11 protein-coding genes and 2 tRNA genes are annotated in these 16,427 nt (G+C 67.9%); 8 read left to right on the plus strand and 5 right to left on the minus strand.

Annotation, left to right across the window (positions count from 1 at the left end; translation table 11 throughout):
• Positions 1 to 265 precede the first annotated feature (265 nt).
• From tig to ACKI2N_RS09200, 7 genes are all read left to right on the plus strand, one after another.
• Positions 266 to 1,624: a trigger factor gene (tig, locus tag ACKI2N_RS09170; RefSeq protein WP_420993902.1), complete on the plus strand. Its 1,359-nt coding sequence runs from the start codon at positions 266 to 268 to the stop codon at positions 1,622 to 1,624.
• A 96-nt stretch (positions 1,625 to 1,720) separates the two neighbouring features.
• Positions 1,721 to 2,371, plus strand: a complete 651-nt coding sequence (gene clpP / locus ACKI2N_RS09175) for an ATP-dependent Clp endopeptidase proteolytic subunit ClpP (RefSeq protein ID WP_020203705.1) — start codon at positions 1,721 to 1,723, stop codon at positions 2,369 to 2,371.
• A gap of 211 nt (positions 2,372 to 2,582) precedes the next feature.
• The gene (gene clpX / locus ACKI2N_RS09180) at positions 2,583 to 3,857 is read left to right on the plus strand and encodes an ATP-dependent Clp protease ATP-binding subunit ClpX (RefSeq protein WP_420993903.1); all 1,275 of its coding nucleotides are present in this window, start codon (positions 2,583 to 2,585) and stop codon (positions 3,855 to 3,857) included.
• Between the two features lie 248 nt (positions 3,858 to 4,105).
• Positions 4,106 to 6,517: an endopeptidase La gene (gene lon / locus ACKI2N_RS09185; RefSeq protein ID WP_420993926.1), complete on the plus strand. Its 2,412-nt coding sequence runs from the start codon at positions 4,106 to 4,108 to the stop codon at positions 6,515 to 6,517.
• Positions 6,518 to 6,818: 301 nt separating this feature from the next.
• A tRNA-Val gene (locus ACKI2N_RS09190) sits at positions 6,819 to 6,894 on the plus strand.
• Between the two features lie 59 nt (positions 6,895 to 6,953).
• Positions 6,954 to 7,030, plus strand: a tRNA-Asp gene (locus ACKI2N_RS09195).
• A 172-nt stretch (positions 7,031 to 7,202) separates the two neighbouring features.
• A complete protein-coding gene (locus ACKI2N_RS09200; protein WP_420993904.1) occupies positions 7,203 to 9,140 on the plus strand; it encodes a SurA N-terminal domain-containing protein in 1,938 nt (645 codons plus the stop codon).
• A gap of 132 nt (positions 9,141 to 9,272) precedes the next feature.
• On the opposite strand, the gene ACKI2N_RS09205 is transcribed toward ACKI2N_RS09200, so the two are convergent.
• Positions 9,273 to 9,950: an arylesterase gene (locus ACKI2N_RS09205; protein ID WP_420993905.1), complete on the minus strand. Its 678-nt coding sequence runs from the start codon at positions 9,948 to 9,950 to the stop codon at positions 9,273 to 9,275.
• Between ACKI2N_RS09205 and ACKI2N_RS09210 the strand changes: the two genes are divergently transcribed.
• Complete coding sequence (locus ACKI2N_RS09210; protein WP_420993906.1) at positions 9,949 to 10,647, plus strand: ABC transporter ATP-binding protein; 699 nt, start codon at positions 9,949 to 9,951, stop codon at positions 10,645 to 10,647. The two genes, ACKI2N_RS09205 and ACKI2N_RS09210, sit on opposite strands and share 2 nt — an antisense overlap.
• A gap of 28 nt (positions 10,648 to 10,675) precedes the next feature.
• Here the strand turns inward: ACKI2N_RS09210 and pgi are convergent, their stop codons facing one another.
• The 4 genes from pgi to ACKI2N_RS09230 form a co-directional block, all read right to left on the minus strand.
• Positions 10,676 to 12,307, minus strand: coding sequence for a glucose-6-phosphate isomerase (gene pgi, locus ACKI2N_RS09215; protein ID WP_420993907.1), 1,632 nt, complete (start codon positions 12,305 to 12,307; stop codon positions 10,676 to 10,678).
• A 183-nt stretch (positions 12,308 to 12,490) separates the two neighbouring features.
• Positions 12,491 to 13,483 carry a DMT family transporter gene (locus ACKI2N_RS09220; RefSeq protein WP_420993908.1) on the minus strand — a complete coding sequence of 331 codons (993 nt, stop codon included), beginning with the start codon at positions 13,481 to 13,483 and terminating at the stop codon, positions 12,491 to 12,493.
• Entirely contained in the window at positions 13,480 to 15,090 is a 1,611-nt protein-coding gene (locus tag ACKI2N_RS09225) for an NAD(P)H-hydrate dehydratase (protein WP_420993909.1), read from the minus strand. Before ACKI2N_RS09225 ends, ACKI2N_RS09220 begins: the two co-directional genes overlap by 4 nt.
• Before the next feature lie 2 nt (positions 15,091 to 15,092).
• On the minus strand, positions 15,093 to 16,382 hold the full coding sequence (locus ACKI2N_RS09230; protein WP_420993910.1) for a D-amino acid dehydrogenase: 1,290 nt from the start codon (positions 16,380 to 16,382) through the stop codon (positions 15,093 to 15,095).
• Positions 16,383 to 16,427: the final 45 nt, after the last annotated feature.

The raw sequence follows: 16,427 nt of genomic DNA on the forward strand, positions 1-16,427 counted from the left end.
GGCGCGCCGCGCGGTTCCGAGTCCGTTACCGGGTAAAAACTGCCGGAAGCGAACGAAAACCATGCGATAATCCCCGTTTTCCGTTTGCGCGGGGCCTGTGCCCGGAAGCTCCGGGGCGCGGTTTTCAGCGCATGCCGGCAAGCTTGCGGACAGGACTTCGCACTGGCACCGGCGCTCGCCGCCGCGCATTGCCCCGCTTCATGCCGGGCGCGCGGGCGGGGTGCGCTTACGAACACAACAACATCTCTGGATTGGATCAACGACCATGTCGAATGTCATTGAAAACCTTGGCAAACTGGACCGCAAGGTGACCCTGGCCATTCCCAAGGCCGAAGTCGAAAAGGAAAAGCAGGATCGTCTGGTTCGCCTGTCGAAGACGGTGAAGATGTCCGGTTTCCGTCCCGGCAAGGTGCCGATGAAGATGGTCGAGAAGCAGTACGGCCAGCAAGTCGAGTTCGAAGTGCGCTACGACAAGGCTGCCCGCAAGTTCTTCGACATCACCAAGGAACAGGACGTCAAGGTCGCCGGCCAGCCGCGTTTCGAAGTCAAGACCGACGGCGTCGCCGAGGACGAAGTGGCGTTCGACGCCACCTTCGAGGTATACCCGGAAGTCAAGCTGGGTGACCTGGCCACTGCCGAAGTGACCCGCACCCGGACCGAAATCACCGATGCCGAAGTCGACAAGACCATCGACATCCTGCGCAAGCAGCGCGTGCACTACCACACGCGCGGCGAAGCCGGCGAGCACGGCGACGGCGGCGGCGAAGCGGCTGCCCAGAACGGCGACCGCGTCACGCTGGACTTCGTCGGCAAGATCGACGGCGTGGAATTCGCCGGCGGCAAGGCGGACGACTTCGCCTTCGTGCTGGGCGAAGGCCGCATGCTGCCCGAGTTCGAGCAGGCAGCCCTGGGCCTGAAGGTCGGCGAAAGCAAGAGCTTCCCGCTGACCTTCCCCGAGGACTACCACGGCAAGGAAGTGGCCGGCAAGACCGCCGAGTTCACCGTCACGCTGAAGAAGATCGAGTGGGCGCACCTGCCGGAAGTCAATGACGAGTTCGCCAAGTCGCTGGGCATCGCCGACGGCAGCGTCGAGAAGATGCGCGCCGACATCCGCGAGAACCTCGAGCGCGAAGTCAAGCGCCGCACCCACGCCATGCTCAAGGACCAGGTGATGGACGCGCTGCTCAAGGCCAGCGAGCTGGACGTGCCCAAGGCACTGGTCGAGCAGGACCAGGAGCGCCTGGTCGAAATGGCCCGCCGCGACCTGGAACAGCGTGGCATGCCGAACGCCAAGGACATGCCCATCCCGGCCGAGATGTTCACCCAGCAGGCCGAGCGCCGCGTCAAGCTGGGCCTGATCCTGGCCGAGATCGTCAAGGCCCACGGCCTCGACGCCAAGGCCGACCAGATCAAGGCCGAGATCGAAGACTTCGCCAAGAGCTACGAAGACCCGAAGGAAGTCATGCGCTGGTACTACGGCGACCAGCAGCGCCTGGCCGAGATGGAGGCCTACGTGCTGGAAAACAACGTGGTAAATTTCGTGTGCGACAAGGCCAAGGTCACCGACAAGACGGTGTCCTTCGAGGAACTGACTGCCGAAGGCAACCAGCCCCAGCAGGCCTGAGCCCGGCCCTGCGCCGGCGCGCCGTCCCGACGGCGGCGCCGGCCGCGGCCCGGCCTCCGGCCGCCTTGTCTCTCACCGAACTCCAGGAGAACTTGCATGACCCGCAATGATTTGCTTGACCGTCTGGCCACCACGCAGGCCTCCGCCCTGGAAACGCAGGGACTCGGGCTGGTGCCGATGGTGGTCGAGCAGTCCGGTCGGGGCGAGCGCGCCTATGACATTTACTCGCGCCTGCTCAAGGAGCGCGTGATTTTCATGGTGGGCGAAGTCAACGACCAGACCGCTAACCTGGTGGTGGCACAGCTGCTGTTCCTGGAGAGCGAAAACCCCGACAAGGACGTCTCGCTCTACATCAACTCGCCGGGCGGCTCGGTGTCGGCTGGCCTGGCCATCTACGACACGATGCAGTTCGTCAAGCCGGACGTGTCGACGCTGTGCATGGGCATGGCCGCCAGCATGGGCGCGTTCCTGCTGGCAGCGGGTGCCAAGGGCAAGCGTTCGGCGCTGCCGAACTCGCGCATCATGATCCACCAGCCGCTCGGCGGCGCGCGCGGCCAGGCCTCGGACATCGAGATCCAGGCCCGCGAGATCCTGTACCTGCGCGAGCGCCTGAACGGCATCCTGTCTGAAGTCACCGGCCAGCCGGTCGAGAAGATTGCCCGCGATACCGATCGCGACAACTTCATGAGCGGCGACCAGGCGGTGGACTATGGCCTGATCGACAAGGTCATCGCCCGCCGTAGCTGAAAACGCCGTCCCGGGACCCGCGGGTTCCGGGGCTGGCGCGGATTGAAGAAGGCTATGCAGAAACGAGGCCTGGCGCCTCGTTTTTTGCTTTTGCCCCACAGCGTAGGGGTTCCACCGCCGCGCCAATTGTTTTGGCGTATGATGCGTTTGAAGCGTATCCCCGCAGCGCTTTGGCACTGCGGCACGCACACTGCTAATGTGACTGATTCCTATGGCGGATAAAAAAGGTTCATCCAGCGAGAAGCTCCTTTACTGCTCGTTCTGCGGCAAGAGCCAGCACGAGGTAAAGAAGCTCATCGCCGGCCCGTCGGTGTTCATTTGCGACGAATGCATCGACCTGTGCAACGAGATCATCCGCGACGAGGCGGCGGCATCCGACAAGGATGCCGGCGCCACGGCCAAGTCGGATCTCCCCACGCCGCACGAGATCCGCGAAAGCCTGGATCAGTACGTGATCGGGCAGGAACAGGCCAAGAAGATCCTGGCCGTAGCGGTGTACAACCACTACAAGCGCCTGAAGCACCTCGGCAAGAAGGACGACGTCGAGTTGTCCAAGAGCAACATCCTGCTGATCGGGCCCACCGGCTCCGGCAAGACGCTGCTCGCGCAGACGCTGGCGCGCCTGCTCAACGTGCCGTTCGTGATCGCCGACGCCACCACCCTGACCGAAGCCGGCTATGTCGGCGAGGACGTGGAAAACATCATCCAGAAGTTGCTGCAGAACTGCAACTACGAGGTGGAAAAGGCACAGCGCGGCATCGTCTACATCGATGAGATCGACAAGATCTCGCGCAAGTCGGACAACCCGTCCATCACGCGCGACGTGTCGGGCGAGGGCGTGCAGCAGGCGCTGCTCAAGCTGATCGAGGGCACCATGGCCTCGGTGCCGCCGCAGGGCGGACGCAAGCACCCGAACCAGGATTTCCTGCAGGTCGACACCACCAACATCCTGTTCATCTGCGGCGGCGCGTTCGACGGCCTGGAAAAGGTCATCATGCAGCGCTCGGACAAGACCGGCATCGGTTTTGCCGCGCAGGTGCAGAGCAAGGAAGAACGCGACGCGAGCGAAGTGCTGCCGCAGACCGAGCCGGAAGACCTGATCAAGTTCGGCCTGATCCCGGAACTGATCGGCCGCCTGCCGGTGGTCGCCACGCTGGCCAAGCTCGACGAGGCCGCGCTGATGCAGATCCTGGTCGAGCCCAAGAACGCGCTGATCAAGCAATACCAGAAGCTGCTGGCGATGGAAGGCGTGGAGCTGGAAATCCGCCCGGCGGCGCTGTCGGCGATCGCGCGCAAGGCCATCCGCCGCAAGACCGGCGCGCGCGGCCTGCGTTCGATCCTCGAGCAGTCGCTGATGGATGTGATGTACGACTTGCCCAACTACAAGGGTGTGCAGAAGGTGGTGATCGACGAGAACACCATCACCGGGGATGCCCCCCCGCTGCTGATGTACGAGGACCAGCCGAAGGTGGCCGGTTCGAACTGACGCGGACGCCGGCGCTTTATGTTTAATCGAGGCCGGCAGCGAGACCGAAAGGCCGCTCGCAAAAAGCGAGCGGCCTTTTTTCTTCATTTTCGTAAAACGAAGGGGAGGAAACGGGGGTATGCTGTTTGGACGGGTCCTGCAAGTGCGGAAACCAGCATTTGCACGGGGTCATGAATCGTTGGCGAAGTGTGTCTTGCAATCGATTCATGCGGCCCAATTTACGCCTAAATGACTGACTGGGGAAAATGATGTCCGGAACACAACTCCTCCCGGCTGAGCCGATTCGCCTGCCACTGTTGCCGCTGCGCGACGTGGTGGTGTTTCCGCACATGGTGATCCCACTGTTCGTGGGACGTCCGAAGTCCATCAAGGCGCTTGAAACTGCGATGGAGTCGGGCAAGAGCATCATGCTTGTAGCCCAGAAGACGGCGGCCAAGGATGAGCCGACCGCCGACGACCTCTACGAGGTGGGCTGCATCGCCAATATCCTGCAAATGCTCAAGCTGCCCGACGGCACCGTCAAGGTGCTGGTGGAAGGCACGCAGCGCGCGAATATCCGCGAAGTGAGCGAAGACGATTCGCACTTCATGTGCGAAGCCGTGCCCGTGCCGCCGGGCCCGGTCGAGACCGCCGAGACGGAGGCGCTGCGCCGCGCCATCGTGTCGCAGTTCGACCAGTACGTGAAGCTCAACAAGAAGATCCCGCCGGAGATCCTGACCTCGCTGTCGGGCATCGACGAGCCTGGCCGCCTGGCCGACACCATCGCCGCGCACCTGCCGATCAAGCTCGAGCAGAAGCAGAAGATCCTGGAGATGGTGAACGTCACCGAACGCCTGGAGAGCCTGCTGTCGCAACTCGAAGGCGAGATCGACATCCTGCAGGTCGAAAAGCGCATCCGTGGCCGCGTCAAGCGCCAGATGGAGAAGAGCCAGCGCGAGTACTACCTGAACGAGCAGGTCAAGGCCATCCAGAAGGAACTGGGCGAAGGCGAAGAAGGCGCCGACCTGGAAGAGCTCGACAAGCGCATCAAGGCTGCGCGCATGCCGAAGGAAGCCAAGAAGAAGGCCGACGCCGAATTCAAGAAGCTCAAGCTGATGTCGCCGATGTCGGCCGAAGCCACCGTCGTGCGCAACTACATCGACACGCTGGTCAACCTGCCGTGGCGCAAGAAGAGCAAGGTCAACAACGACCTCGCCAATGCCGAGCGCGTGCTCGACGAAGACCACTATGGCCTGGAGAAGGTCAAGGAACGCATTCTCGAGTACCTCGCGGTGCAGCAGCGCGTGGACAAGGTGAAGGCGCCGATCCTGTGCCTGGTCGGCCCCCCCGGCGTGGGCAAGACCTCGCTCGGCCAGTCGGTGGCGCGCGCCACGAACCGCAAGTTCGTGCGCATGGCCCTGGGCGGCGTGCGCGACGAGGCCGAGATCCGCGGCCACCGCAGGACCTACATCGGCTCGATGCCGGGCAAGATCCTGCAGAGCCTGTCCAAGGTCGGCGTGCGCAACCCGCTCTTCCTGCTCGACGAGATCGACAAGATGGGCATGGACTTCCGCGGCGACCCGTCGTCGGCCCTGCTCGAGGTGCTGGACCCGGAACAGAACCACACGTTCCAGGACCACTACATCGAAGTGGACTTCGACCTGTCCGATGTGATGTTCGTGGCGACGTCGAACTCGCTGAACATCCCGCCGCCGCTGCTGGACCGCATGGAAGTGATCCGCCTCTCCGGCTACACCGAAGAGGAAAAGGTCAACATCGCCCAGCGCTACCTGCTGCCCAAGCAGATCAAGAACAATGGTCTGAAGGCAGGCGAGATGGAAGTCAGCGAAGAAGCGCTGCGCGACATCATCCGCTACTACACGCGGGAAGCGGGCGTGCGTTCGCTCGAGCGCGAAGTGTCGAAGATCGCCCGCAAGGTGGTCAAGCTGCTGCTGCTCAAGAAGGAGTCGGGCACGGTCAAGGTGGCCTCGGACAACCTGGACAAGTTCCTGGGCGTGCGCAAGTACGACTTCGGCCTGGCCGGCAAGGAAAACCAGGTCGGCCAGGTGACCGGGCTGGCGTGGACGGAAGTGGGCGGCGACCTGCTGACCATCGAAGCCGCGATCATGCCGGGCAAGGGCAACATCACCCGCACCGGTTCGCTGGGCGACGTGATGAAGGAGTCGGTCGAGGCGGCCCGCTCGGTGGTGCGCTCGCGCGCCCGCCGGCTGGGCATCACGGACGAGATGTTCGAGAAGCGCGACATCCACATCCACGTGCCCGAAGGCGCCACCCCGAAGGATGGTCCTTCGGCCGGCGGGGCGATGACCACGGCGCTGGTATCGGTGCTGACGGGCATCCCCGTGCGCGCCGACGTGGCCATGACCGGCGAGATCACGCTGCGCGGCGAAGTGCTGCCGATCGGCGGCCTCAAGGAGAAGCTGCTGGCGGCCCACCGCGGCGGCATCAAGCTGGTGCTGATCCCCGAGGAGAACGTGAAGGATCTCGCCGAGATTCCGGACAACGTCAAGAACGCCATCGAGATCGTCCCGGTGCGCTGGATCGACAAGGTCCTGGAACTTGCGCTCGAGCGCAAGCCCGAGCCGCTGCCCGAGGAAGTGGCCAAGCCCGCCGATGTGGCGGACAAGGCCGCGGCCAAGGTCGAGATGATCCACCACTGAGATCGCCCGGGGCCCGCGGTCCGGGGCCTTGCCGGATGACGGCGGCACAAGACGCCGCGGGCTCTGCCCGCGGCGTTTTTCATTGCGCGCCGGCGCTGGCGGCAGCGATGCGAAGAGCAGCCCGGACGCCGTTTTCCGGGGCTTTTCCAGGGCTTTTCCGTGGCTCCAGGCGGCCGCGAAGAATGCTTGGCAAAAAGGCAACGCCTGTATTACACTTGCGGCCTCGCAACGCAAACAGCAGTAAATGCTCTGATATGTGCGCGGCGATGCTTGCAGCATGCAGTGTGGCTGCGGTACGAGCGGGTGCTTAGCTCAGTTGGTAGAGCGGCGCCCTTACAAGGCGTAGGTCGGGGGTTCGAGCCCCTCAGCACCCACCACGCTCCGGCCGCGAACGCTTCACGTCTTCACGGCGAAGCATGCGGCGGCACCGAATTCAGGAGTGGTAGTTCAGTTGGTTAGAATACCGGCCTGTCACGCCGGGGGTCGCGGGTTCGAGCCCCGTCCACTCCGCCAAACACGCAGTCAGCAAAACGGGCCCCTCGCGGCCCGTTTTGCTTTTGGGCGCCGGTTCGTTCCCGCTGCCGCGCCGCAGGCATGCGCGGCAGTCCGTAAATCGCGTGAAGCGTGCCGCTCCTGATAGAATCCCGGAGTTTGCCGTTCGTACCAACCCTTCTCCTGAGTCCGCATGCTTGATTTCGTACGCAACAACCGCCGCTTGATGCTTCTGCTGCTGCTGGTGCTTGTCTTCCCGTCGTTCGTATTCTTCGGCGTGGAAAGCTACTCGCGCTTCATGGACAGCTCGCACGACGCAGCCAAGGTCGACGGCCGCGCGATCACCACGCAGGAAGTCGACAACGTCGTGCGCGACCAGAGCGAGCGCATGCGCCAGGTGCTCGGCCCCAACTATGACCCGCGCCAGTTCGAAGGCGCGCAGGCCCGCCAGCAGGTGCTCGACCAGTTGATCCTGCAGCGCGTGGTGGCCAACGACGTGGCCAACAAGCACCTGACCGTGTCCGACGCGGCCCTGCAGCAGGCCATCTACAGCATCCCGGCGATCGCCAGCCTGCCGAAGCAGGCCGACGGCCGCCTCGAACCCAAGCCTTATGTCGAACTGCTGGCGCAGCAGGGCCTCACGCCCGAGCAGCTCGAGGCGCGCATGCGCTTCGACCTCGCCACGCAGCAGCTCGGCAGCTCGATCGGCGCGACGGCCTTCGTGCCCAAGTCGCTGCTCGACCGCCTGATCGCCATCCGCGACCAGCAGCGCGACGTGCAGGTGCTGCAGTTCAAGCCGGCCGACTTCGCCGCCAAGGTCAATCCGGACGAAGCCGCGCTGAAGGCGTACTACGAAAGCCACCAGGCCCAGTTCGCCGTGCCCGAGCAGGCCAAGGTCGATTACCTCGTGCTGTCGGCCGACGCGCTGGCCGCATCGACGGCCGTCACGCCCGAAGAGCTCAAGTCCTATTACGACAGCAATATCGCGCGCTTTCGCACCGACGAGCAGCGCCGCGCCAGCCATATCCTGATCGCCGCGCCCAAGGACGCGCCGGCGGCGGACCGCCAGGCCGCCAAGGAAAAGGCCACCAGGCTGCTGGAAGACCTGCGCAAGCATCCCGAGACCTTCGCCGACGTGGCGCGCAAGGAATCGAAGGATCCGGGCTCGGCGGAGAAGGGCGGCGACCTCGGCTTCATGGGCCGCGGCGCGCTGGTCAAGCCGTTCGAGGACGCCATGTTCTCGCTCAAGGAAGGCCAGATCAGCGACGTGGTGGAAACCGACTACGGCTACCACATCATCAAGCTCACCGGCATCAAGCCGGCCGAGACCAAGCCGCTCGACCAGGTCCGTCCGGAACTCGAAGCCGAACTGCGCAAGCAGCTCGCCGCCAAGAAGTTCACCGAGCTGGCCGACGCGTTCGGCAACATGGTCTACGAGCAGTCCGACAGCCTCAAGCCGGCTGCCGACAAGTTCAAGCTGGCCATCCAGACCGCCGACAACGTGACGCGCGAGCCGAACCCCGCGCTGGGCGCGCAGAACCCGCTCAACAACGAGAAACTGCTCAAGGCGCTGTTCAGCGAAGACTCGCTCAAGAACAAGCGCAATACCGAAGCCGTGCAGGTCGCGCCCAACACGCTGGTGGCGGCACGCATCGTCGACTACCGCCCGGCCACCACGCGCAAGTTCGAAGACGTGCAGGCCAAGGTGCGCGAAGGCTACATCGCGCAGCAGGCCGCCGAGCTGGCCGACAAGGAAGGCGCGGCCCGCCTCGAAGCGCTCAAGAAGAGCGGCGCCGCCGACGGCTTCGGCCCGGCGGTCACGGTGTCGCGCGCGAAGGCCGACGGCCTGCAGCCGAAGGCGCTGGAAGCGGTGATGCGCGCCGACACCGCCAAGCTGCCCGCGCTGGTCGGCGTGGACCTGGGCGCGGACGGCTATGCGATCTACCGCATCACCAAGGTCAGCCAGCCCGCGCAGGTGGATGCGGCGCAGCGCCAGGGCGAGGCCCAGCAACTGGCGCAGATGGCCGGCCAGACCGAGCTGGAAGCGTTCTACGAAAGCCTGAAGGCGGCAGCGAAGGTGAAGCTGCTCAAGCCCGCCGCCGCGGCCGCGAGCGAGGCGGCCGCGCAGTAAGGATTGCCGGCAGGCGGGCGTCTCGAATTGACGCCGGTTTGCTCCCCTCTCCCGCACGCGGGAGAGGGCCCCGTCGGCAGAAAGCCAGAGGCGCCCAAGCGGGCGCCTCTTTTCATTCCGGCGGCCGTTGCCCTAGCGCCCGGCGGTGCGCGCCGCCGGCACCTTCAGCAGCGGCTTGAGCTGCGGCCATACCGTATCGAGCAGCGTGCCCTGCGCCTGCGCCGTGGGATGCATGCGGTCCTGCTGGAACCAGTCCGGCCTGGCGACGACCCCTTCGAGCAGGAACGGCACCAGCCGTGTCTTGTACTCGCCGGCCAGCCGGGGGTAGAGCGAGAAGAAGCGCTCCGTGTAGTCGGGCCCGTAGTTGGGCGGAATGCGCATGCCGACCAGCAGCACGCCTGCCTTGGCCTGCTGCGCGCCGGCGACGATGCTGCGCAGGTTGGCTTCGGTGGTCTGCAGCGGCAGGCCGCGCAGCGCGTCGTTGGCGCCGAGCTCCACGATCACCACCGCCGGATGGTGGCGCGCCAGCAGGTCGGGCAGCCGGGTCTTGCCGCCCACGGTGGTCTCGCCGCTGATGCTAGCATTCACGACGCTATAATCGAACCGCTCGGTGCGCAGCCGCGTTTCCAGCAGCTTGACCCAGCCCGTGTCGCGCGCGATGCCATACTCCGCGGACAGGCTGTCGCCCAGCACCAGGATGGCGGGCGCCGCGGTTGCCGCGGCCGCCGCCGCGTGCGTCGAGGGCAGCAGCATGGCCGCACACAGCGCCAGCCCCAGCTTGCGCCAACCGCACCAGAACTTCTTGCTCATGTCTTCTTCCATTCTTGCAGTCGAGTCATTAGGAAAGACCGTGGCCGACACGACCGGTTCGCTGACGATTCTGCATGACGTCACGTTTTCCGTCACGCCCGGCGAGACGCTGGCCATCGTCGGCGCCTCCGGCTCGGGCAAGTCGACCCTGCTCGGCCTGCTGGCCGGCCTCGACCTGCCCACCACGGGCACGGTCCGCCTCAACGGCCAGGACCTGTTCCAGCTCGACGAAGACCAGCGCGCGGCGCAGCGCGGGCGCCATGTGGGGTTCGTGTTCCAGTCGTTCCAGCTGGTCGGCCACCTGAGCGCGCTGGAGAATGTGATGCTGCCGCTGGAGCTGCGCGGCGAGACCGCCGGCGTGCGCGAGCGCGCGGCCGACATGCTGGCGCGCGTCGGCCTGGGCGGGCGCCTTGCGCATTATCCGCGCACGCTGTCCGGCGGCGAGCAGCAGCGGGTGGCGCTGGCGCGCGCGTTCGTCGCGCGGCCGGACATCCTGTTCGCCGACGAGCCTACCGGCAGCCTGGACACCGCCACCGGCGAGGCCGTGATCGCCCTGATGTTCGAGTTGAATCGCGATGCCGGTTCCACCCTGGTGCTGGTCACGCACGACCGCTCGGTGGCGGCGCGCTGCGGGCGCATCCTGACCATCGAGGCAGGGCGCGTGGCCAGCGACGAATGGATGACCGCGCCGGTCTGAAGCGGGCGCCGGCGGCCGGGCCGGCAGGCTAGGCGGCGCCCAGCGCCGCGCGCGCGCGGGCGATCAGGCCGCTGGTGGAGGCATCGTGCGGCGCCGGCGCGGCGGCCGTGCCGGTCAGCTCGGCCTCGATCGGCTTGGCCAGGATCTTGCCCAGCTCCACGCCCCACTGGTCGAACGAGTTGATGTTCCACACCACGCCCTGCACGAAGGTGCGGTGCTCGTACAGCGCGATCAGCGCGCCGAGCGTATGCGGCGTGATGTCTTCGATCAGCAGCGTATTGCTGGGCCGGTTGCCTTCGAACACCATATGCGCGATGCGCACGTCGTCGGTCATGCCGGCGGCGCGCAGCTCGTCCGCGCTGCGCCCGCGCATCAGCGCCTCGGCCTGCGCGAAGCAGTTGGCCAGCAGCTTGGCATGGTGGCCGGGCAGTTCGCGCGGCGGCCGCAGCGGCGCCACGAAATCCACCGGCACGATCTGCGAACCCTGGTGGATCAGCTGGAAATACGCATGCTGGCCGTTGGTGCCGGCCGAGCCCCACACCACCGGCGCGGTATGCGCGCGCACATGGCGGCCGTCGAGCTGGACCGACTTGCCGTTGCTCTCCATCTCCAGTTGCTGCAGGAAGGCCGGGAACAGTTCGAGCGAGGTCGAATAGGGCGCCATGCAGCTGGTCGGCATGCCGAAGAAATTGCGGTACCAGATGCCGATCATGCCCAGCACCACCGGCATGTTGCGCTCCAGCGGCGCGCTGGCGAAATGCTGGTCCATGGCGCGGCCGCCGGCGAGCAGGTCGGCGAAGGCGTCGTAGCCGACCGCCAGCACGATGGACAAGCCCACCGAGGACCACAGCGAGAAACGCCCGCCGATCCAGTCCCAGAACTCGAACATGTGGGCCGGGTCGATGCCGAAGGCGCGCACCGCTTCCACGTTGGTGGACACCGCGGCGAAATGGCTGGCCAGTTGCGCCTCGCCCACCCCGCGCGACAGGAACCAGGCGCGCGCGCTGTTGGCGTTGGCCATGGTTTCCAGCGTGGTGAACGTCTTCGAGCACACGATCACCAGGGTCTGTTCCGGGTCGAGCCGCTCCAGCGTCTCGGCCAGCTCGGTGCCATCCACGTTGGAGACGAAATGCATGCGCGGCCCGCCATTGGCGAGGTGCGACAGCGCCCGGCACACCATGCGCGGGCCCAGGTCCGAGCCGCCGATGCCGATATTGATGACGTCGGTGATGCGCTTGCCGGTGGCGCCGGTCCATTCGCCGCTGCGCACGCGCTCGGAAAACACGCGCATGCGCTCGAGCACGTCATGGATCGCCGGCATCACCGGCTTGCCGTCCACCTTGAAGGTGGCGTCGCGGTCCGCGCGCAGCGCGATATGCAGCACCGCGCGGTCCTCGGTGGCGTTGATGTGGTCGCCGGCGAACATGGCGTCCCGGCGGCCCGGCACGCCCGCTTCGTCGGCCAGTTGCATCAGCAGGGCAAAGGTCTGCGGCGTGATGCGGTTCTTGGAATAGTCGAGGAACAGGCCCGCGGCTTCCAGGGAGAACTGCGCGACACGCTGGTCCGCATCCGCCTCGGCAAACCAGTCGCGCATCGGTATTTCGCGAATCGCTTCGTGGTGTTGCAGGAGGGAGCGCCAGGCGTGGAGATCAGTGGGCATGCGTACGGAATTCTCTGAATATCTTTGAAATGCAATGCCGGAACCGGCTGCGGAAGCGGCACGTCAAGTATAGCGCCCCCGCATGACACGATTTCGTCGAATAGCGGTAATAGACGACATTGCTTCGGATTTGGAAACACTACCAAATAGGGGAATCGCGCGCTGTCCGTGCGCGGCTGACATTCAGCCGGCGCGGCCCAGCCGCCGCGCGAGCGCGCGCAGCGCAGGCTCGCCGCCCGCCACGCACACGCCGCCGGCGCAGATCACGGCCACGCCCAGCGCGGTGATCCAGTCCGGCAACTGGCCGAAAGCCAGGTAGCCGATGGCGGTGGCGGAGAGGATCTGCAGGTACAGGAAGGGGCTGAGGAACGAAGCATCCGCGTACTGGAACGCGCGGATCACGAAGTAATGCCCGAGCGAGCCGGTGATGCCCGTGCTCAGCAGCAGGCCCGCCTGCAACGGCGTGGGCACGGATTCGAACCAGAAGAACGGCACCAGCACGGTGGTCAGCGCGGCACCGGTCACGCCGCTCTGGATCAGCGTGGTCATCGGCGCATCGTGCGCGGCGATGCGCCGCGTCAGCATCTGCATCAGCGCGAACACCAGCGCCGACAGCAGGCCCAGCGCGATGCCCGGCCCGCTCAGCTCGCCGCCGGGGCGCACCACCACCAGCATGCCGGCAAAGCCGACCGCCACGCCGCTCCAGCGGCTGGCGCGCGCGTGGAAGCCGGGGCGCTCGCCCAGCAGCCACGGCGACAGCGCCACCACGAACAGCGGCGCGCAGAAATTGAGCGCGGTGGCCTCGGCCAGCGGCATCAGCCTGAGCACGCTGAAGAACACCAGCGTGGAGACCAGCATGAGGCCGCCGCGCAGCCATTGCAGGGCCGGCTTGACCGGGCGCCATTGCGCGCGCAAGCGCGCCGGCCCCAGCAGCAGGAAGATGGCGGCCACGTGGCCCACGTAGCGCACCCACGCCACGCCCATCACCGGCAGGCCCTGCTGGGTCAGCATCTTGCTGCTGGCGTCGAGCAGGCTCAGGATCCACTGGCCCAGCACCAGCAGCGCCACGCCGGTCAGCAACTGGCGGCGCGCCGGGCCGCAGGCCGGGGTGGCAACCGCAGCGGCCGCGGGACCGCCCGGCGCCAGCGGCGCGGCGCGTTCGGCGGCGTTGCTCATGCGCGGCGCGGCTGCCGCAGCAGGCCGTTGAACAGCGTGCGCAGCGGCAGGTAGAGTTCGCTGGCGGTCAGGCCGGCGGGCCCGGTGCCGTCGGCCACCAGGCGATCGGCGGCGCGCCCGTGCAGCCACACCGCGGCCTGCGCGGCCTGCAGCGGCGGCATGCCCTGGGCCAGCAGCGCGCCGATCATGCCGGCCAGCACATCGCCGGTGCCGGCGGTGGCCAGCCCGGCATTGCCGGTCGGGTTGATCGACAGCGCCACGCCGCCGCCGGCATCGGGCGGCGCGGCGATCACCGTGCCGGAGCCCTTGAGCACCACCACCGCGTGCCACTGCGTGGCCAGCGAGCGCGCCGCCGCCAGGCGGTCGTGCTGGATCTCGGCCACGCTCAGGCCAGCCAGGCGCGCGGCCTCCAGCGGGTGCGGCGTCATCACGCGCACCAGCGCGCTGCCGGCCAGCAAGGCGGCCAGCGCGGGGTCGGATGCCAGCAGGTTGAGCGCATCGGCGTCGAGCACCAGCGGGGGCGGCTCGGCCACCGTGGCGCAGCCGTGCAGCAGTTGCGCGAGCTGCTTGCGCGCCGCCGTGCCGGTGCCCATGCCGGGGCCGATCACCAGCGCGGTCATGGCCGACAGTTCCACCTCCGCGATCGGGTGCAGCATCAGCTCCGGATGCACCGGGTCGAGCAGCGGCGCCGGCTGCGCCAGGAAGGCGATATGCACGCGCCCCGCGCCGAGGTGCTGCGCGGCGCGCGCGCCCAGCAGCGGCGCGCCGGTCATGCCCACGCCGCCGCCGATCACGGCCAGCGAGCCGAAACTGCCCTTGTTGGCGGCATGCCGGCGTCCCGGCAGCGCCGCGGCGAACGAGGCCGGCACGTTGACCGTGGCGCGGGGCCGTTCGGCGGGCGGATAGATCAGGCCCAGCGGGGCGATGTCCACCTCGCCCGCGCAGTCGCGGCCGTCCAGCGTGAGCAGGCCCGGCTTGGCGCCGATGAAGGTCAGCGTGCGGCGGGCTTGCACCGCCGGCGCGCCGGCGCCGGTATCGGCAAACAGGCCGCTGGGAATGTCGAGGGCGAACACCGGCAGCCCGGCGCCGTTGATGTGCGCGATCCACTGCGCGACGTAGCCGTCGGCGGGGCGGTTCAGGCCGATGCCGAGCAGGCCGTCGACCAGCGCGCAGGTATCGGCGGGCAGCGGCGGCAGGCCGCCCTGGCAGGCGGCTTCCGGCAGCGTGCGCAGCGGCACGCCGGCGGCGCGGGCCTCCAGCCAGGCGCGCGCCGCGTCGGCGGGCAGCCGGTCGGGCTCGGCCGTCAGCCAGGCCTGCACCGCGCGCCCGGCCTGGTGCAGGCGGGTGGCGGCCACCAGCGCATCGCCGCCATTGTTGCCGGGGCCAGCCAGCATCAGCAGCGGGCCGTGCGGCGCATGGCGCGCCAGCCAGTCCGCGGCCGCGGCGCCCGCGCGCGACATCAGCGCGAAGGCGGGCAGCGTCGCCATCGCGGCGGCTTCGATGCGGCGGATGGCCGCCACGTCGTAGAGCGGAATGCCGGCCTGGCCGGCGGCGTCGAGCGGCAGCCAGGCATCGGCGGCAGGGAGGGAGGACAAAGGTGTCTGCATGATCAGCGCGGGCCGAGCCCGTAGCGGGCCGGCGTGAGCCCGTCCATGTCGATGGCGGGCGGGTTGCCGGCAATGAGGTCGGCGGCAATGCGGCCCGAGCCGCAGGCCATGGCCCAGCCGGTCGAGCCGTGGCCCAGGTTGAGGAACAGGCCGGGCACGGCGGTGGCGCCGATCAGCGGGGGGCCGTCCGGCAGCATCGGGCGCGCGCCGGCCCACAGCGTGGCGTTGCCATAGTGGCCGGCCACCGGGAACCAGTCGCGCGCCACCTTGAGCAAGGTGTTGACGGCGGCGGGGCGCAGGTCGAGCCGGCGCGAGCCGAGCTCGGCCGTGCCGGCCACGCGCAGGCGGTTGCCCATGCGCGTGATGGCGACCTTGTACGACTCGTCCATCAGCGCGGCCAGCGGCGCCTGCAGCTCGTCGCTGACCTGCACGGTGGCGGAATAGCCCTTGACCGGGTAGAGCGGGATGCGCAGGCCCAGCGGGCGCAGCAGCGCGGCGCTGCCCACGCCGGCGCACACCAGCATGCGGTCCGCGGCAAGCGTCTCGCGCGCGCCGCCGGCGGCGTCGCCGCCCGCGGCGCGCAGGTCCAGCGCGAGGCCGCCGCCCGGCAGCGGGCGCGGCGCGCCGGCGTCGCGGTCCATGACGAAGCGCACGCCGGCGGCTTCGGCCAGCGTGCGCAGGCGCCGCACGAACATCGGGCAGTTGCCGGACTCGTCCTCGGGCAGGTGCAGGCCGCCGGCCAGCGGCGTGTCGGTGGTCAGGCCGGGCTCGATGCGGCGGCAGCCGTCGGCGTCGACCAGCCGGTGCGGCACCTTGTGCTCGCGCAGCAGCACCAGAGCGGGTTCCGCCAGGTCCAGGTCGCGCCGCGTGCGGAACAGCTGCAGGTAGCCCTGCGACTGCTCGTATTCGATGGCGAGCTTGCCGCGCAGCGCGTGCAGGCATTCGCGGCTGTAGAAGGCCAGCCGCTGCATGCGCAGCTTGTTCAGGCGGTAGCGCTCCAGCGTGCATTCGCCGAGCCAGCGCACGATCCAGCGCCACATGGCCGGATCGGCGCTGGGGCGGAACAGCACCGGCGAGGTGCTGGCGAACAGGTTGCGCAGCACCTTGCCCGGCATGCCCGGCGCCGCCCACGGCGTGACGTAGCCCGGCGCGATCACGCCGGCGTTGCCGAAGCTCGACTCCTGCGCGGGCGCCGCGCGCCGCTCGACCACGGTCACCTCGAAGCCGGCTTCGCGCAGGTACCAGGCCGAGCACACGCCGATCACCCCGGCGCCGATCACGATCACATGCATGGCACTCCGTTGGGGGCCGCGGCCCCCGCTGTTTCGCAATGCCGC

The organism is Cupriavidus sp. 30B13 (assembly GCF_049059565.2).
In the GTDB taxonomy this organism is placed as follows: domain Bacteria; phylum Pseudomonadota; class Gammaproteobacteria; order Burkholderiales; family Burkholderiaceae; genus Cupriavidus.